This window comes from Vibrio glycogenivorans (genome assembly GCF_051660965.1).
In the GTDB taxonomy this organism is placed as follows: Bacteria; Pseudomonadota; Gammaproteobacteria; order Enterobacterales; family Vibrionaceae; genus Vibrio.
Map to the genome: position 1 here is coordinate 911,791 of NZ_JBPVIS010000001.1, position 18,363 is coordinate 930,153.

The following is an 18,363-nucleotide window of genomic DNA, read 5'->3' on the forward strand; positions in this document are numbered from 1 at the left end:
GAAAAAGAATCGTCATTATCTAACATTTAGCACTATTTGTCTTTAGGATGTAGGAGTACGCATGGAGTTCAGTGTAAAAAGTGGTAGTCCGGAGAAGCAACGCAGCGCCTGTATCGTCGTTGGCGTGTTTGAGCCGCGCCGACTTTCTCCAGTTGCCGAGCAACTTGATAAAATCAGTGACGGCTACATCAGCTCACTACTGCGCCGCGGAGATCTAGAAGGAAAACCGGGTCAGATGCTACTGCTGCATCAAGTACCGGGTGTGCTCTCAGAGCGCGTTCTGCTGGTTGGGTGCGGCAAAGAGCGCGAGTTGGGTGAGCGTCAATACAAAGAGATCATTCAAAAGACCATCAACACCCTCAACGAAACTGGTTCGATGGAAGCTGTGTGTTTCTTGACCGAGCTGCACGTCAAAGGGCGCGACACCTATTGGAAAGTGCGTCAAGCCGTCGAAGCAACCAAAGATGGCCTGTACACCTTTGACCAGTTTAAGAGCCAAAAGCCTGAAACTCGTCGCCCACTGCGTAAATTGGTGTTTAACGTGCCAACCCGCCGTGAGCTGAATCTGGGTGAAAAAGCCATTAACCACGGTTTAGCTATCTCGTCTGGTGTTAAGGCGTCGAAAGATCTCGGCAATATGCCACCAAATATCGCCAATCCTGCTTACCTTGCCTCTCAGGCCCGTCGTTTAGCCGACGACTATGAGTCGGTCACAACCAAAGTGATTGGCGAGGAAGAGATGGAAAAACTCGGTATGACCTCATACCTTGCCGTCGGTCGTGGCTCGAAGAATGAATCGATGATGTCGGTGATCGAGTATCAAGGTAGCCCAGAGTCTGACTCCAAGCCTATCGTACTGATCGGTAAAGGCCTGACCTTTGACTCAGGTGGTATCTCTCTCAAGCCTGGCGAAGGCATGGATGAGATGAAGTATGACATGTGTGGCGCCGCTTCAGTATTCGGTGCGATGAAGGCACTAGCGAAACTCAACCTCCCGATCAACGTAATTGGCGTACTGGCCGGCTGTGAGAACATGCCAGGCAGCAATGCTTACCGCCCAGGTGACATCCTGACCACGATGTCAGGTCAAACGGTTGAGGTGCTTAATACCGATGCTGAGGGTCGCTTGGTTCTGTGTGATGCCCTCACCTACGCAGAGCGCTTTGAGCCAGACTGTGTGGTGGATGTCGCGACATTAACCGGCGCTTGTGTGATTGCCCTTGGCCACCACATCAGTGGCGTGCTGTCGAATCACAACCCACTGGCGCACGAGCTGGTTAACGCTTCAGAACAAGCCAGCGATCGCGCGTGGCGCCTGCCGATGGCGGACGAGTACCACGAGCAGCTCAAGAGCCCATTTGCCGATATGCAGAACATCGGTGGCCGCCCAGCGGGTACCATCACAGCGGGCTGCTTCTTGGCTAAATTTGCCAAAAAGTATAACTGGGCCCACATTGATATTGCAGGCACGGCTTGGAAATCAGGCGCAGCCAAAGGCTCGACAGGCCGTCCGGTCTCAATGCTTGTCCAATTCCTGCTTAATCGCAGTGGCCAAGAAACAGAAGAGTAAGATTCTGATTTTTAAAAGGGCCGCAAGGCCCTTTTTTCTTTTTGGGGAACAAGCAAACCATGGCAACCGCGACCTTCTACATCATTAAGCCAGACAGTGACCAAGCCAAAATGCCGGGCCTGCTTGCTTACAGCGTGTTTCTTGCTCAGCACTTTGCCAAGCAAGGTGCTAAGGTCTATATCAATGGGCATGATAAGGCGCAAGCGGAATCACTGGCGGAGCTTTTTTGGCAGGTCGAGCCGAGTGAGTTTATTGCCCACAACTTAGTCGGGGAAGGACCAAAGTACGGCACCAGCATCGAGATTGGTTACCCTGGGGTCAAGCCCTTGTGGAATCGCCAATTGGTAATTAATTTGGCGGAAAATAACACAACCTTTGCGCACAAGTTTGCCGAAGTGGTAGACTTCGTCCCTTGCGAAGAAAAAGCCAAGCAACTGGCGAGAGAAAGATATAAAATCTACCGTCAGAGCGGCTATCAGCTGCAAACTATCGATATCGAATATCAGTAACGGTCAATCCTTATACATAAGGCGATCTTCACCAAGATCCCTCACTTATAAAGATTGACTTCGCATTAACCATCAACGTATCCATTAAAAGAGCGCTATGGAAAAGACATACAACCCAACTTCAATTGAACAAGCCCTATACCAGGCTTGGGAAGAAAAAGGCTACTTTAAGCCACACGGTGACACGACGAAAGAATCATACAGCATCATGATCCCGCCACCGAACGTCACTGGTAGCCTACACATGGGCCACGCGTTCCAAGATACGATCATGGACACCCTGATCCGTGCTGAGCGTATGAAGGGCAAGAACACCCTTTGGCAGGTGGGTACTGACCACGCAGGTATCGCAACTCAAATGGTTGTTGAGCGCAAGATCGCAGCAGAAGAAGGCAAAACTAAGCACGATTACGGTCGTGATGCCTTTATCGACAAAATCTGGGAATGGAAGGGCGAGTCTGGTGGCACCATTACTAAACAGCTTCGTCGCCTTGGTGCATCAGTAGACTGGGATCGTGAGCGTTTCACTATGGATGACGGCCTATCTAATGCCGTACAAGAAGTGTTCGTGCGCCTCTACGAAGATGACCTTATCTACCGTGGTAAGCGCCTAGTTAACTGGGATCCAAAGCTGCACACGGCGATCTCAGACCTAGAAGTTGAGAACAAAGACAAGAAAGGCCACATGTGGCACTTCCGCTACCCACTAGCCGATGGCGTTAAGACAGCGGAAGGCAAAGACTACATCGTGGTTGCAACCACGCGTCCAGAGACCATGCTGGGTGATACTGGCGTTGCTGTAAACCCTGAAGATCCACGCTACAAAGATCTGATCGGTAAAGAGCTGGTTCTGCCTATCGTTAACCGCCGCATCCCAATCGTTGGCGATGAGCACGCGGATATGGAGAAAGGCACAGGTTGTGTGAAGATCACGCCTGCGCACGATTTCAACGACTACGAAGTAGGTAAGCGTAACAACCTGCCGATGATCAACATCCTGACCTTTGACGCGAACATTCGCGCTGCGGCCGAAGTGTTCACTACCAACGGTGAGCCAAGTGATGTTTACTCAACTGACCTACCTGAAAAATACCAAGGCCTAGAGCGTTTTGCTGCGCGTAAAGCGATCGTGGCAGAATTTGATGAGCTAGGTCTTCTAGAAGAAATCAAAGATCACGACCTAACGGTGCCTTACGGTGACCGTGGCGGCGTGGTTATCGAACCAATGCTTACCGACCAATGGTACGTGCGTACAGCGCCGCTTGCTGAAACGGCGACCAAAGCGGTTGAAGACGGTGAGATCCAATTTGTACCTAAGCAATACGAAAACATGTACTTCTCTTGGATGCGTGACATTCAAGACTGGTGTATCTCTCGTCAGCTTTGGTGGGGTCACCGCATCCCGGCATGGTATGACAACGACGGTAACGTGTACGTTGGCCGCACTGAAGAAGAAGTTCGTGAGAAGAATGGTCTAGCACCGGTTGTGGTTCTGCGCCAAGACGATGACGTACTTGATACCTGGTTCTCTTCTGCGCTTTGGACCTTCGGCACGCAGGGCTGGCCAGAAAACACGGATGATCTAAAGACCTTCCACCCATCAGATGTGCTGGTCACCGGTTTCGACATCATCTTCTTCTGGGTTGCTCGCATGATCATGATGACCATGCACTTCTGTAAAGATGACGACGGCAAGCCACAAGTACCATTTAAGACCGTTTACGTCACCGGCCTTATCCGTGACGAGAACGGCGACAAGATGTCGAAGTCTAAGGGTAACGTACTTGACCCAATCGACATGATTGACGGTATCGATCTTGAGTCTCTGGTTGAGAAGCGCACTGGCAACATGATGCAGCCTCAGCTAGCGAAGAAGATTGAGAAGAACACGCGTAAAACGTTTGAAAACGGTATTGAACCATACGGCACTGACGCACTGCGCTTTACCCTGGCTGCGATGGCATCGACAGGCCGCGATATCAACTGGGATATGAAGCGCCTTGAGGGTTACCGTAACTTCTGTAACAAGCTATGGAACGCAAGTCGCTACGTACTGATGAACACCGAGGAGCAAGATTGTGGCTTTGGTGAAGGTGAGATTGAATTCTCACTAGCAGACAAGTGGATCGAGTCTCAGTTCGAGCTGGCAGCGAAAGAGTTCAATGGTCACATTGATAACTTCCGTCTTGATATGGCTGCGAACACAATTTATGAGTTCATCTGGAACCAATTCTGTGACTGGTACCTAGAGCTGACTAAACCGGTTCTTTGGAAAGGTAACGAAGCCCAGCAACGCGGTACTCGTCGTACGCTAATCACTGTGCTTGAAAAGACGCTACGCCTGGCTCACCCAGTGATCCCATACATCACCGAGACTATCTGGCAAAGCATCAAGCCGCTGGTTGACGGCGTTGAAGGCGACACCATCATGCTACAGGCTCTGCCTCAGTACGACGACGCGAACTTCAACCAAGATGCACTGGATGATATCGAGTGGGTTAAGACCTTTATCTCTAGCATCCGTAACCTGCGTGCTGAGTACGACATCAACCCAGGTAAGCCTCTAGAGGTGATGCTGAAAGCGGCTGATGAGAAAGACGCAGCTCGCCTAGAAGCGAACAAGCAAGTGCTGGTTTCTCTAGCTAAGCTTGAGTCTGTGCGCATTCTTGAAGCGGGCGAAGAGACTCCAGCCTGCGCAACCGCGCTAGTAGCGAAGTCTGAGCTGATGATCCCAATGGCAGGCCTGATTGACAAAGACGCCGAGTTGGCTCGTCTTGACGGTGAGATCAAGAAGACCCACGGTGAGATCAAGCGTATCGAAGGCAAGCTAGGTAACCAAGGCTTCGTAGCGAAAGCACCAGAAGCGGTTGTTGCCAAAGAGCGTGAGAAGCTTGAGGGCTACAAAGAGACCCTGACTAAGCTTGAAGAGCAAAAGACTACGATTGCGGCGCTTTAATCGCAAAAGTTGAAAAAGCTAAAAAGGCAGCGTTTCCGCTGCCTTTTTTTATTCCCTTCGGGAAGAGGCGAGAAACGAGATCGCGTTGCTACGAGAGGCGAGAGGTGGTTGCGGCTACTCCTCGTTTCTCGACTCTCGTTTCTCGCTTCTCGCCTTTTCGATTCGCTGTTGCATTTCCGGGTGAGTACTTAACCATTTCGGCACATCATGAGTATGACTTTCTGATAGATGCTCAAACATCTCAGCCATTGGCTCGCTTGTTCCATATATTAGCTGCATCGCCTGCTTGGCATAGTGGTCTGCCTCCATTTCCGCTTCGCGTGAATAGCCGCTGTTAAGTAAAAACACACCCATGCCGGTGAGGTTATCGATGATCCCAGAGCTTTCTCCGGTGATTAGCGCCACCGCAACCGAGAGGATACTGCTGCGCACGACACGGTTCATCATGTGCTGATGATGAACATGACCAAGCTCGTGGAGGATCACGCTGTCTAATTGCTCTGGTGTCTCGGCCATTGCAACTAAGCCATCAAGCAGCACCAGTTTGCCACCGGGCAGCGCAAACGCATTGGCCTCTCCCCCCGAAGCGCGAAACTCCAACTCAATCGGATAACGAAGTTCGCCCAACTGATCAATATGGTTTTTGACACGAGCGCGGATAGCGTCTTGTTCTTGCGGTGCTATTTGACTGGGCTGCCAGTGTGAGTCCAGACTTTCAAATACTTGCTCGCCGAGTTGGACGACAACACTATCGGGAACCGCCTGAGTCACTTGCTGGGTCACCCACGGTAGCAGATACCAATAACTGGCGAGAAGCAACGCAACACAGGCTAGGCTCGCCACAAGCCACGCTACAAGGTTAGACTCGGCGCGCTCCAGCCAGCCCGGACGGCTATCGTTTAACCACTGGTCGAGGCTAGCGCTGCGCTCAGCAACAAATACCCAACCGTTGGGCAGCTGAAATCGGATCGGTAAATTACCTACTTGGGCACTTATATTAAGCTGCTCTCTAGCAGAAATAAATCGCTCCCCATCTACAATCATGCAAACTTGTTCTTTTTGCGCGAGATCTAATTGGGCAGCGTATCGCTCCGATGATTTGGGTGGGAACGCAGTTCCATTAACCAACATTATCAACCTAGTCCAAAGTCAACATCGAAGGCTTGTGAAACCTCATCGGTTACTGCGGACTTGGGTTGAGCATTGATGTCACTGGCAACAAGCTGGCTCATATCGCCCAGTACCACGGTATTTTCTGTGGTATAGCGGGCCGTACGCACCATGACCCATGGGCGTGCGATACCCAGAGAAAACAGTTGCAATAGGAAGTTTGTCACCACCAGTTTGCAATAACTAGGCACTGTGAAAGTAGAATCGAGCCCAAATTTATTCGATTTGCTTTCTGTCTCTTGAGTTTGTGCATCACAACTTGAGAGGGGACTCTCTTGGCTATCGTTCTGCTCCACGACCAAACGAGAAAATATATAGTTGCGAGTACGAACCTTTAGGTAAGCGGTTAGGATAATCATAACCGTCAGAGTACCCAAGTAAGAGCTTGCGACCATCACAATGGGATTCCCAGTCATGTTAAACATTGGAATATAAGCAAAAGTAACACCCACCAATGCCGCTATCACGCCCAATACCGCCACTTTATAAAAAGTTCGCACAAAGAACCCATTCTCTACTTGCGCGCTAGCTCGCCAGTCACCATAGCTATAACCATTGGCGAAATAGCGATAAACACCTGCCAGCACCCAAGCATACAGTGCAGGGCTCCCAACAACTGCAACGATAGTTAGCGGTATAAATGCGCCCGCCATAAACTCGACCGTTAGTATCATCAAAAACATAAAACCAAGTATGGCAAGTAGTGCGATGAACCCTCTACCAAACATCACTTTATAGGCGTCCTTGAGCGAAGCAGTAAAAGCAAAGCGGACATTGCGATAGCTGGTCATCGCAGCGTTAAACCTGATACTGCTCCACAACAACCAAGGCAGTGCAATATAAAAAAGCAACACAAGTAGTCCACTTAGCACAGGGAAAAGCACATTTCCGAGCAAAAGCACGATCATCAGCCCCACAGCAATCAGGCGTCCGCGTAAAATCTGCATTGGTGTCGCGTGATACTCAAAACTGTCCCCCGCAACAAAAGTATTGCCGTAAAAGTAACGCTTGGTACGTACTTTTGCCCACGCAGAGTAAATACCTAGTGTCACTATCGAAAGCAGAATATTAACGATCCAAATACCAAAAAACTCTCTGCCTTGCCCTTTAAAGCCCAGTGGATTTACACACACTTCTTTATCCATGTTCCTCTTATCCTAAACTGTTATTTTGCTTGTCTTACACATCACCAAAAAGGCCATAACAAGATAATGTACAAGCAATTGATTTTAATAAAAAACGACCATAAAAGCGCCAATCAGCATCCAAATCCTGAGACACAGATCAAAAAGCCCACCATTAAGGTGGGCTAGTCAACACTAAACTGGTGCGCTTAGAGTGGGATAACGCGACCAATATAAGGCAAGTGACGGTATTTCTGCGCATAATCAATGCCTACGCCAACCACAAACTCGTCAGGGATAGAGAAACCGATCCAGTCAACCGGCACCTCAACCTCACGACGTGAAGGCTTATCGAGCAGGGTGCAAATACGAATCGACTTTGGCTCACGCAAGGACAAGATCTCTTTGACCTTGTTGAGGGTATTACCCGTGTCGATGATATCTTCTACTAAGAGCACATCTTTGCCCTTGATGTCATCATCAAGGTCTTTCAAAATTTTCACATCACGAGAGCTTTCCATTGCATTGCCGTAGCTCGACGCAGTCATAAAATCGACTTGATGGGTGAGCTCAATCGCACGCGCGAGGTCAGCCATAAACACAAATGAGCCGCGCAAAAGGCCAACTAACACCAGGTCTTCACTACCCTGATAGTGTTGAGTGATCTCCTTACCTAATACGCGAATGCGATCCTGAACCTCTTGTTCAGTGATCATGATCTCTACTTTATGTTTCATAATCATCTCGTTATCTGAAAAAACTTCGCTATTCTATCATCGACAAAGGCGATGCCATAGCCGATGTCACCAGTAAACCATCTGCCTACGTTATTTTTGCGTCGATTCTTACCTAAGTAGCACACGTCCGATTTGTATGTTATTGACCCAACAGATATGCATCAGTACACTTAGTGGGACTAATTATAAAAATAATATGAGTCTCTACCCTTCATGGGAGGCTGCTCATCGCTGCACCGCACGTTGATACCACATAAATAATAACCGGCGTGCATAAACGTTACTTAGGCAAGGTATTTATACTATGGACTCATCTACTCAAAAGCCCGAATTTGGCACACCGGACAAACCTAAATCTAGACCTAGAACTCGCTTATCACCACAAAAACGTCGTGAGCAGCTGATGGAGATCTCGATGGAAGTGTTTGCCAGTCGTGGGATTGGCCGTGGCGGCCACGCAGATATCGCAGAAATCGCCAATGTTTCTGTTGCAACAGTTTTCAATTACTTCCCAACTCGCGAAGACTTAGTCGACGATGTGCTTCAGTTCATCGAATACAAGTATTCTAACTTTCTTTCCGATTGCATCGACCTAGACAGACCAATCAAAGAAAATCTCAACTGCATCGCCAATTCAATCATTCAATTGGTTAAAGAGGACTGCAGTTGGCTCAAAGTTTGGTTCGAATGGAGCGCATCAACACGCAGTGATGTGTGGCCGCTGTTCCTATCGAGCAATCAGACTAACCTTAAGCTGCTAGAGAACATGTTCAAGGCGGCGATTGAGCGTCAAGAGGTGTGCGATGAGCACGAACCTCGCCATATCGCTTCCCTGTTCCACGGTATGATGTACTCGCTCTTCCTGCAGGCTAACCGTGCTGAAGAAGGTGAGTGTCTGGATACTTTGACCGATAACTATCTAAGAATGCTCTGCATCTACAAATAGTGATTTGGGTTTTTCCAGCCCAATAACTTGAAGCTGATAGAAACAAAAAATGCCGCTGAATACTTCAGCGGCATTTTACTTTCTGGAGCTAGAGGCAATTATTTGCGCTTAACCGCCTTTTTATTTGGCAAATCAGTGATCGAACCTTCGAAGACTTCCGCTGCCAAGCCTACCGACTCGTGCAGTGTTGGGTGAGCGTGAATCGTCAGTGCGATATCTTCTGCATCACAGCCCATCTCAATCGCAAGGCCAATCTCACCTAGTAGCTCACCACCGTTGGTGCCGACAACCGCGCCACCAATCACGCGATGACTCTCTTTATCGAAGATAAGCTTAGTCATACCGTCTGAGCAATCAGAAGCGATTGCACGCCCTGATGCCGCCCAAGGGAAAGAGGCCACCTCGTAGTTAATACCCTCAGCCTTAGCTTCTTTCTCGGTCTTACCAACCCAAGCCACCTCAGGCTCGGTGTAGGCAATCGATGGGATCACTTTCGGATCGAAGTAGTGCTTCTTACCTGAGATCACCTCAGCCGCGACGTGACCTTCATGCACGCCTTTGTGCGCCAGCATTGGCTGACCAACGATATCGCCAATCGCGAAGATGTGCGGTACGTTAGTGCGCATTTGCTTATCCACATTGATAAAGCCACGCTCATCAACCTCAAGACCCGCTTTCTCAGCATCAAGCAGCTTACCGTTAGGTACGCGACCGATGGCAACCAAAACCGCATCATAACGCTCAGCGTCAGCCGGTGCCTTCTTGCCTTCCATAGACACGTAGATACCATCTTGCTTAGCTTCAACTGCCGTCACCTTGGTCTCTAGCATCAAGTTAAACTTATCCTTGATGCGCTTGGTGTAGACCTTAACGATGTCTTTGTCTGCCGCAGGAATCACCTGGTCGAACATCTCAACCACGTCCACTTTTGAGCCCAGAGAGTGATAAACCGTACCCATCTCAAGACCGATGATACCACCGCCCATGATCAGCAGCTTCTGTGGTACTTCACGTAGCTCAAGTGCATCCGTCGAGTCCCAAATACGTGGGTCTTCATGCGGGATAAATGGCAGTTGAATTGGACGCGAACCTGCCGCAACGATGGCATTATCAAAGTTTACTACAGTGGTTTCACCCTCGCCTTCCACAGCAAGCGTGTTCGGTCCGGTGAACTTGCCGTAACCATTCACCACAGTGACTTTACGCATCTTGGCCATGCCATTTAGGCCGCCAGTCAACTGATCTACCACCTTATCTTTCCAGATGCGGATCTTTTCGATATCCGTTTGCGGCTTACCGAAGACCACGCCGTGATCGGCCATCGCCTTAGCTTCTTCGATTACCTTAGATACGTGCAGTAATGCTTTTGATGGGATACAGCCCACGTTGAGACACACACCACCCAGCGTGCTGTAACGCTCAACGAGAACCGTTTCTAGACCTAGGTCGGCACAACGGAACGCTGCAGAGTAACCAGCAGGACCAGAACCTAGTACAACAACTTGGGCTTTAATTTCTTTGCTCATTTTGACCTCTTGTAGTCATTATCCCTAACAGGCTTAGTGAGGGTTGATTGTTATCTTTAGACCGAGTCGTTCTAAATATTTTTCATACCAAGCAATAGTTTATCGAGATGTTAATGGTGTGAAAAGTAAATCAACATAGCCTGTGAGCTAGGCGACAAATGTTTGGCTTTTCTCGCCTTTTTTAATTTAATCGAGGCGGCGACTGCCGCCTCTCAAGTATGCCGCAGGTTACAGAACCAAGCGACGAATATCAGATAGAGCACCATTTAGGAAGCTAATGAAACGTGCACCTTCCGCTCCATCGATCACGCGGTGATCGTAAGACAGCGACAGTGGCAGTTGCAGACGCGGCTCAAACTCTTTGCCATTCCACACCGGTTTCATCTCAGACTTCGATACCCCAAGGATACCCACCTCTGGCGCATTAACGATAGGCGTAAATGCCGTACCGCCAATGCCACCTAGGCTTGAGATGGTGAAACAGCCGCCTTGCATATCTGCTGCGGTCAGCTTACCAGCACGTGCCTTCTTCGATACCGCCATTAGCTCTTCAGAAAGCTCGTAGATACCCTTCTTGTTAACGTCTTTAAACACAGGTACCACTAGGCCATTTGGCGTATCGACCGCGATACCGACGTTAACGTATTTCTTCAGGATTAAGCTCTCGCCGTCTTCTGATAGTGAAGAGTTGAACGCAGGGAACGCCTCAAGCGCTTTCGCCACGGCTTTCATAATGAACACCAACGGCGTGATCTTCATGCCAGAGTCTTTCTTCGCTTCAATCGCATTTTGCTCTTTACGGAATTTCTCTAGCTCAGTGATATCTGCGTTATCCCATTGGGTAACGTGTGGGATCATCACCCAGTTACGGTGCAGGTTGGCACCTGAGATCTTCTTGATGCGTGACAGCGGCTGAGTTTCCGTCTCACCAAACTTGCTGAAGTCCACTTTTGGCCAAGGCAGCAGACCAAGCGCACTACCATCACCCTTACCAGACGCTGCTGCACCCGATTCAAGACGCTTAAGCGCCTCTTTGACGTAGTTCTGCACGTCTTCTTTGAGGATGCGGCTCTTACGACCCGTGCCTTTAACCTTCGACAGGTTGACACCAAATTCACGCGCTAGGCGACGAACTACTGGTGAGGCATGAGCGTACTCGTGGTTTTCTTGGAAGTCACCCGCGGCAGCTGGGGCAGACTCTGCCTTCGCTGCGGGTGCAGATGCGGCTGGGGCCGAAGCTGCCGGTGCTGCTGTGGCAGCCATTGCTGTGGCAGCCACAGCAGCTGGCGCTGCGCCAACCGTCTCAAACACCATGATCAATGAGCCAGTTGAAACCTTATCGCCTTCAGCGACTTTGATCTCTTTCACCGCACCAGCAAATGGTGCCGGTACTTCCATTGAGGCCTTGTCGCCTTCAACTGTGATAAGAGACTGCTCTTCCTCGATAGTGTCACCCACCGCGACCATGATCTCAGTCACTTCAACCTCATCACCGCCGATGTCCGGTACATTGACATCCTGAGCCGCTGCAACCGCCGGGGCCGCTGGTGCTGGAGCCGCTGCTGCAGGGGCAGGTGCCGCGCCAGAGCCAGCCGTTTCAAACACCATGATCAGTGACCCAGTTGAAACCGTGTCGCCCGCCGCAACTTTGATCTCTTTAAGCACACCAGCAAATGGAGCAGGTACTTCCATTGAAGCCTTGTCACCTTCCACTGTGATCAGTGACTGCTCTTCTTCGATGCTATCACCCACAGCGACCATGATTTCAGTCACTTCAACTTCATCTCCGCCAATATCTGGTACGTGAACTTCTTTTAGCTCTGCTGCCGCGGCAGGGGCTGCTGCTGGAGCCGCCTCTACTGCTGGAGCAGGCACCGCTGCGGCAGCGCCCTCTTGTTCAAAGATCATGATCAGAGAGCCGGTTGAAACCGTGTCGCCCTCAGACACTTTGATCTCTTTAACGATGCCCGCTTGAGACGCTGGCACTTCCATTGAGGCTTTATCGCCTTCAACGGTGATCAGTGATTGCTCTTCTTCCACCTTGTCGCCAACACTAACGAGGATCTCTGTGACTTCAACCTCATCCGCACCGATGTCAGGTACATTAATCTCGATTGCCATTGCTAATCTTCCTTCTAATTAAGCGCCAGTGTTATGCGTATAGTGGGTTTGTTTTTTCAGTGTCGATGTCGAATTTCTTGATCGCTTCACTGATCACAGACTTCTCAATCTCGCCGCGTTTCGCCAGTTCAGTCAGCGCTGCAACCACGACGTAACCTGCGTTGACTTCGAAGTGACGACGTAGATTCTCACGGCTGTCTGAGCGACCGAAGCCATCCGTGCCCAGTACCTTGAACGATTCAGCCGGGATAAACGCACGTACCTGCTCGGCGTAGTTCTTCATGTAATCCGTCGCCGCAATCGCAGGCTCTGTGCCCATCACTTGTGCAATGTAAGGCACTTGTGCCTCGGCTTCTGGGTGTAGCATGTTGAAACGCTCCGCCGCTTGACCATCACGAGTCACTTCGTTGAAAGACGTCACTGAGTAAACGTCTGAAGCAATACCGTAATCATCACTCAGGATCTGCGCCGCTTTGCGCACTTCGTTCATGATGGTGCCTGAGCTCATAAGCTGAACCTTGCCTTTCGCGCCGGTGTAGGTCTCAAGCTTGTAGATACCCTTGCGAATGCCCTCTTCAGCGCCCTCTGGCATCGCTGGCATCGCGTAGTTCTCGTTCATCAGTGTCAGGTAGTAGAACACGTTTTCTTGATCTTCACCGTACATGCGGCGAATACCGTCTTGCATGATCACTGCCACTTCGTAAGCAAATGTCGGGTCGTAAGAGATACAGTTAGGTACTGTGCCCGCCATGATGTGTGAGTGACCATCTTCGTGCTGTAGGCCTTCACCGTTCAGTGTGGTACGACCTGCGGTTGCGCCCAGTAGGAAGCCGCGCGCTTGTTGGTCACCCGCCATCCATGCCATATCGCCAACACGTTGGAAGCCGAACATTGAGTAGTAGATGTAGAATGGGATCATCGGTAGGTCGTTGGTCGAGTATGACGTCGCCGCTGCAACCCAAGATGACATTGCGCCTAGCTCGTTGATACCCTCTTGAAGTACCTGACCTGAGGTCGCCTCTTTGTAGTAAGAAACGATATCGCGATCTTGTGGGGTGTAGTTCTGACCGTGTGGGTTGTAGATACCGATTTGACGGAACAGACCTTCCATACCAAAGGTACGCGCTTCATCTGCGATGATTGGCACAATGTTCTCGCCAATGTTTTTGTTCTTCAGCAGCACGTTAAGCGCACGAACAAACGCCATCGTCGTAGAGATATCACGCTTCTGCTCTTCTAGAAGAGGCTTAAACTCATCCACTTCTGGAGTGATGAACTCTTGAGTAAACTTAGGCAGACGCTGAGGCGTGTAACCTTTCAGAGCCTGACGGCGCGCGTGCAGGTACTCGTGCTCTTTTGAGCCTTCCTCTAGCGTCAGATACGGTAGCTCTTTGACCGCTTCATCGGTCAGGATATCTTGCAGACCCAGGCGATCACGCAGGTGAAGTACGTGAGTCATATCCATTTTCTTCACTTGGTGCGCGATGTTCTTACCTTCCGCCGCTTCACCCATGCCGTAACCTTTGACTGTCTTGGCTAGAATAACGGTTGGACGATCTTTGGTTTGCTCTGCGTTTTTGTACGCTGCGTACAGCTTCGAAGAGTCGTGTCCACCACGCTGCAGGTCGAAGATCTGCTCATCGGTCATATCTGAAACCAGGGCTGCAGTTTCTGGGTACTTACCAAAGAAGTGCTCACGCACGTAAGCGCCATCTTTTGACTTAAACGTCTGGTAGTCGCCATCAACTGTTTCGTTCATCAGTTGCAGCAGTTTGCCTGTGGTGTCTTTCGCCAGTAGTGCATCCCAATTGTGACCCCAGATAACCTTAACCACGTTCCAGCCAGCACCTTTAAACAGGCCTTCAAGCTCTTGGATGATCTTACCGTTACCCATTACTGGGCCATCTAGGCGCTGCAGGTTACAGTTGATTAAGAAGCATAGGTTGTCGAGCTTCTCACGTGCAGCGAACGAGATAGCGCCGCGAGATTCTGGCTCATCCATCTCACCATCACCCAAGAAAGCGTATACCCGCTGCTCGGTGGTGTCTTTCAAGCCACGGCCATCGAGGTATTTTAGGAAGCGGGCTTGGTAGATCGCAGAGATAGGGCCAAGACCCATAGAAACCGTTGGGAACTGCCAGAATTCAGGCATCAATTTCGGGTGCGGGTAAGAAGGGATACCCTTGCCATCGACTTCTTGACGGAAGTTATCGAGCTGGTCAGCAGTTAGGCGACCTTCAACGAAGGCACGCGCGTAGATACCTGGAGAGATATGACCTTGGTAGTAAACCAGATCGCCACCGTCTTTGTCGTTAGGTGCACGGAAGAAGTGGTTGAAACATGTTTCGTAGAAAGCGGCTGAAGATTGGAATGAGGCCATGTGACCACCGAGTTCCAGATCTTTTTTCGACGCACGCAGAACAATCATCACTGCATTCCAGCGAATGATCGCGCGAATACGGCGTTCAAGCGTGGTATCGCCAGGGTAAGCTGGCTCTTGGTCGGCTGGGATGGTGTTGATGTAGTTGGTCGTGATGCCGGTTGGCATATCGACACCATCTAAACGTGCTTTATCCAGAACTTGCTCGAGTAAGAATTGAGCACGCTCTACACCCTCTTCACGAACTACAGACTCTAGTGCTTGTAGCCATTCTTGAGTCTCTAGTGCGTCTACGTCATGCTTCATGTCAGACATGGCGATCTATCCTTTTGTTGGTTGGATCTACTTAAACTGGTTACGAGTCAATCACGACTCATTTCCCCGCTGAATCCGACGCAAAGAGCGCTCTCGACGAGACTCTTCACGGTTGAGATCCAGCAGCGTTTCTTCGATATAAGCCAAGTGTGAATGTGACATTTCGCGCGCCTTCTCAGGCTGACCCGAAACTATCGCCTTCACGATATTGGCTCGGTGTTTACTTACTTTCTCCACCACTTCGCTGCGGCGGTGTAATAGTTCTAAATTTTGTAAAATATTTTGTTCGAGCAGGGGAGCAAGGCTGCGCACCACATGCAGCAGCACCACATTGTGGGCGGCCTCAGTCAGGGCGATCAAAAATTGCATCACGGCCGCTGATTCGGCGCGGATATCACCACTTTGTTGCTCTTGCTGAATCACGACTTGGCTAAGCTCGATGCGTTGGAAGTCTTCTTTGGTGCCACGCAGGGCGGCAAAATAGGCGGCAATGCCTTCCATTGCATGTCGTGTTTCAAGTAAATCCAGTTGTGTTTCGGGATGGTTTGCTAACAAGTCGAGCAGTGGATTGGAAAAGCTCTTGCCAATCGACTCACTGACAAATGTCCCCCCACCCTGACGGCGGGTAAGAAGCTGCTTGGCCTCAAGGCGCTGAATCGCTTCTCTGATTGATGGGCGAGATACATCAAATTGCTTCGCAAGCTCGCGCTCGGGTGGCAACTGCTGACCCGGAGCCAGCGTGCCTTCTACTATCAGCCGCTCTATTTCTTGCTCAATCACATCGGAGAGCTTCGGCTGTCGAATCCTTTGGTAAGCCATCGTCCTGTATCTCTGCCATCAAGGTTAATTGGTATTACCAATTGAATCTGACCAAAAAATTAACACAGGACATTTGAACTTGTCTAGTGAAAAATTGATTCAGGTCATGGAATGAGATCCAGGACTACAGCCTGATAACATTTATCGCACAACCGTATAGCAAGGTGGTTAAGAAAATATTAATGACAGTTGAAAATTATCAGAAAAATGTATTTTGAGAGTGTTAATAAAGTGCACGAGAGAGGTGAAAATGAGTGATGAAGTATTCACACACGCGCTACTTGGTGTGTAAATATACAAATGAAACTAAGAGATTCATAGATTTGTCATACAATATGACCCACAAAGTGTGCTGTAGATCACATTGCATGACTAGTGCATGGCTAGATGATAACGAAATACTAGATAGGCTCGATGTGCTCAACCATGAGTTGCAACGAGGAGTTACCACGAAACTCGTTGATATCTAGGCGATAAGCAAGACGTACGCGCGTTGTTGAGGCATCAGGCCAGCGCCGCAGGTCGACATTGAAGGCAATCGCATCAAGCATAATGTTTGTGGTATGACCTTTAAACAGTGGCTCAACCATCAATTTTAGGTGTTTTTCGCCGACCAGCTTTTGGTGCAGTACCTTAAACTCACCATCGAATAACGGCTCAGGGAACGCTTGGCCCCAAGGGCCACCAGCGCGGATAAGCTCGGCAGTCTGCATCGAATATTGCTCTGGCTGCAGTTCACCATCAGAGAGTACGATGCCTTTCAGTGCGGCCTCATCGATATCCTGCTTCACCGCCTGATCAAACAACTGAGCAAATTGATCATAGTTTTCCTCGGCAATGGTCAGACCCGCAGCCATGGCATGGCCACCAAATTTGACAATCAGGCCTGGATTTTGGGTATCAATGCGATCGAGCGTGTCACGCATATGCAGCCCCGGGATCGAGCGACACGAGCCTTTGATCATCCCATCACCACCATCGGCAAACGCAATCACAGGACGATGAAACTGCTCTTTGATCCGAGAGGCCAAGATACCAATCACGCCTTGGTGCCAGTCGCGCTGAAACAACACCAGACCATACGGCAGTTCACTGTCTTTACCGAACTGAAGACGCTCGCAAAATGCCATCGCCTCCTGTTTCATTCCCGCCTCGATCTCCTTGCGGGTCTGATTGAGGCCATCCAATTCACTGGCCATTCGGCGCGCGGCATGAATGTTGTTCGACATCAAAAGCTCAACCCCAAACGACATATCGTCCAAGCGTCCAGCGGCGTTGATACGTGGACCGAGCGCAAAACCAAAATCGGCCGCCACCAGCTTGCGCGCATCGCGCTTGGCCACGTCAATCAATGCCTGAATACCCGGTCTCGCCTTGCCCGCACGAATGCGCTGCAAGCCTTGATGGACTAAGATGCGGTTGTTGTCATCAAGCGGCACCACGTCCGCCACCGTCCCAAGCGCAACCAGGTCAATCAGCTCCATCAACTTGGGCTCTGCAACATTTTGCTGGGTAAACCAACCAGACTGCCGCATATGCACACACAACGCCATCATCAGGTAGAAAGCCACTCCGACCCCAGCGAGCGCCTTTGACGGGAACGCACATTCGTTAAGGTTCGGGTTAACCATCGCATCGACCTCAGGCAGCACATGCCCGGGAAGGTGATGGTCAGTGACCAGTACCTGCAGCCCATTTTGCTTGGCGTAGCGCACCCCTTCAATCGAGGACACACCATTATCAACGGTCATGATCAGGTCTGCATTGAGCTCAAGCACCTGATCAACGACCTCAGGGCTCAAGCCATAGCCATCCTCAAAGCGGTTTGGCACCAGATAATCAACGTTGCTTGAACCCAGCATTCTCAATGCAAGCACCGACAACGCGCTGCTGGTTGCCCCATCCGCATCGAAATCACCAACGACAATAATGCGTTTATTTTCTCGTATCGCTTCAAACAGCAAGGCCACCGCGTGCTCGATACCGTGCAGGTCTCGATAGGTGTGCAAACCTTGCACGGTCTTGACCAATTGATGCTCGCTAGCAATGCCCCGCGCCAAATACAAACGTCTTAGTAATGGATCGATGTTATCTGGCAGTTGGCTAATATCGACCTCAGGTCGACGTTGTATCTCTATCATAGTACGGGGCTTATCTTTGTCGGTTATCGTTCAGTGTCGGTGTTTATTC

12 protein-coding genes are annotated in these 18,363 nt (G+C 50.1%); 4 read left to right on the forward strand and 8 right to left on the reverse strand.

Going from position 1 to position 18,363, the window contains the following annotated elements; translation table 11 throughout:
• Nucleotides 1-61 precede the first annotated feature (61 nt).
• The 3 genes from pepA to ACSTTG_RS04015 all read left to right on the forward strand — a co-directional run bounded on the left by pepA (nt 62) and on the right by ACSTTG_RS04015 (nt 5,035).
• Nucleotides 62-1,570 (forward strand): leucyl aminopeptidase, encoded by a 1,509-nt coding sequence (pepA, locus tag ACSTTG_RS04005; protein ID WP_438473847.1) that lies wholly within the window; start codon nt 62-64, stop codon nt 1,568-1,570.
• A gap of 59 nt (nt 1,571-1,629) precedes the next feature.
• The gene (locus tag ACSTTG_RS04010) at nt 1,630-2,079 is read left to right on the forward strand and encodes a DNA polymerase III subunit chi (RefSeq protein WP_438473848.1); all 450 of its coding nucleotides are present in this window, start codon (nt 1,630-1,632) and stop codon (nt 2,077-2,079) included.
• 97 nt (nt 2,080-2,176) lie between these two features.
• Entirely contained in the window at nt 2,177-5,035 is a 2,859-nt protein-coding gene (locus ACSTTG_RS04015; protein ID WP_438459153.1) for a valine--tRNA ligase, read from the forward strand.
• A 114-nt stretch (nt 5,036-5,149) separates the two neighbouring features.
• Here the strand turns inward: ACSTTG_RS04015 and ACSTTG_RS04020 are convergent, their stop codons facing one another.
• From ACSTTG_RS04020 to hpt, 3 genes are all read right to left on the reverse strand, one after another.
• The gene (locus tag ACSTTG_RS04020) at nt 5,150-6,166 is read right to left on the reverse strand and encodes a M48 family metallopeptidase (RefSeq protein ID WP_438473849.1); all 1,017 of its coding nucleotides are present in this window, start codon (nt 6,164-6,166) and stop codon (nt 5,150-5,152) included.
• A 2-nt stretch (nt 6,167-6,168) separates the two neighbouring features.
• On the reverse strand, nt 6,169-7,350 hold the full coding sequence (locus ACSTTG_RS04025) for a YjgN family protein (protein ID WP_438473850.1): 1,182 nt from the start codon (nt 7,348-7,350) through the stop codon (nt 6,169-6,171).
• A 188-nt stretch (nt 7,351-7,538) separates the two neighbouring features.
• Nucleotides 7,539-8,066: a hypoxanthine phosphoribosyltransferase gene (hpt, locus tag ACSTTG_RS04030; RefSeq protein ID WP_438459156.1), complete on the reverse strand. Its 528-nt coding sequence runs from the start codon at nt 8,064-8,066 to the stop codon at nt 7,539-7,541.
• 304 nt (nt 8,067-8,370) lie between these two features.
• Between hpt and ACSTTG_RS04035 the strand changes: the two genes are divergently transcribed.
• Nucleotides 8,371-9,012 carry a TetR family transcriptional regulator gene (locus ACSTTG_RS04035; protein ID WP_438459157.1) on the forward strand — a complete coding sequence of 214 codons (642 nt, stop codon included), beginning with the start codon at nt 8,371-8,373 and terminating at the stop codon, nt 9,010-9,012.
• A gap of 98 nt (nt 9,013-9,110) precedes the next feature.
• Here ACSTTG_RS04035 and lpdA read toward each other — a convergent pair whose 3' ends face one another.
• From lpdA to recJ, 5 genes are all read right to left on the reverse strand, one after another.
• Entirely contained in the window at nt 9,111-10,538 is a 1,428-nt protein-coding gene (gene lpdA / locus ACSTTG_RS04040; RefSeq protein WP_438473851.1) for a dihydrolipoyl dehydrogenase, read from the reverse strand.
• A gap of 228 nt (nt 10,539-10,766) precedes the next feature.
• Nucleotides 10,767-12,659 (reverse strand): pyruvate dehydrogenase complex dihydrolipoyllysine-residue acetyltransferase, encoded by a 1,893-nt coding sequence (gene aceF / locus ACSTTG_RS04045; protein ID WP_438473852.1) that lies wholly within the window; start codon nt 12,657-12,659, stop codon nt 10,767-10,769.
• 31 nt (nt 12,660-12,690) lie between these two features.
• Nucleotides 12,691-15,354, reverse strand: a complete 2,664-nt coding sequence (gene aceE, locus ACSTTG_RS04050) for a pyruvate dehydrogenase (acetyl-transferring), homodimeric type (RefSeq protein ID WP_438473853.1) — start codon at nt 15,352-15,354, stop codon at nt 12,691-12,693.
• A 51-nt stretch (nt 15,355-15,405) separates the two neighbouring features.
• The gene (gene pdhR / locus ACSTTG_RS04055; protein WP_438459162.1) at nt 15,406-16,173 is read right to left on the reverse strand and encodes a pyruvate dehydrogenase complex transcriptional repressor PdhR; all 768 of its coding nucleotides are present in this window, start codon (nt 16,171-16,173) and stop codon (nt 15,406-15,408) included.
• Between the two features lie 401 nt (nt 16,174-16,574).
• Nucleotides 16,575-18,314 carry a single-stranded-DNA-specific exonuclease RecJ gene (gene recJ / locus ACSTTG_RS04060; RefSeq protein WP_438473854.1) on the reverse strand — a complete coding sequence of 580 codons (1,740 nt, stop codon included), beginning with the start codon at nt 18,312-18,314 and terminating at the stop codon, nt 16,575-16,577.
• Nucleotides 18,315-18,363: the final 49 nt, after the last annotated feature.

What these genes read in the sequence shown, in the direction of transcription:
- pepA (WP_438473847.1), top strand. Translation starts at nt 62, where the DNA reads ATGGAGTTCAGTGTAAAAAGTGGTAGTCCGGAGAAGCAACGCAGCGCC.
- ACSTTG_RS04010 (WP_438473848.1), top strand. Translation starts at nt 1,630, where the DNA reads ATGGCAACCGCGACCTTCTACATCATTAAGCCAGACAGTGACCAAGCC.
- ACSTTG_RS04015 (WP_438459153.1), top strand. Translation starts at nt 2,177, where the DNA reads ATGGAAAAGACATACAACCCAACTTCAATTGAACAAGCCCTATACCAG.
- ACSTTG_RS04020 (WP_438473849.1), bottom strand. Translation starts at nt 6,166, where the DNA reads ATGTTGGTTAATGGAACTGCGTTCCCACCCAAATCATCGGAGCGATAC.
- ACSTTG_RS04025 (WP_438473850.1), bottom strand. Translation starts at nt 7,350, where the DNA reads ATGGATAAAGAAGTGTGTGTAAATCCACTGGGCTTTAAAGGGCAAGGC.
- hpt (WP_438459156.1), bottom strand. Translation starts at nt 8,066, where the DNA reads ATGAAACATAAAGTAGAGATCATGATCACTGAACAAGAGGTTCAGGAT.
- ACSTTG_RS04035 (WP_438459157.1), top strand. Translation starts at nt 8,371, where the DNA reads ATGGACTCATCTACTCAAAAGCCCGAATTTGGCACACCGGACAAACCT.
- lpdA (WP_438473851.1), bottom strand. Translation starts at nt 10,538, where the DNA reads ATGAGCAAAGAAATTAAAGCCCAAGTTGTTGTACTAGGTTCTGGTCCT.
- aceF (WP_438473852.1), bottom strand. Translation starts at nt 12,659, where the DNA reads ATGGCAATCGAGATTAATGTACCTGACATCGGTGCGGATGAGGTTGAA.
- aceE (WP_438473853.1), bottom strand. Translation starts at nt 15,354, where the DNA reads ATGTCTGACATGAAGCATGACGTAGACGCACTAGAGACTCAAGAATGG.
- pdhR (WP_438459162.1), bottom strand. Translation starts at nt 16,173, where the DNA reads ATGGCTTACCAAAGGATTCGACAGCCGAAGCTCTCCGATGTGATTGAG.
- recJ (WP_438473854.1), bottom strand. Translation starts at nt 18,314, where the DNA reads ATGATAGAGATACAACGTCGACCTGAGGTCGATATTAGCCAACTGCCA.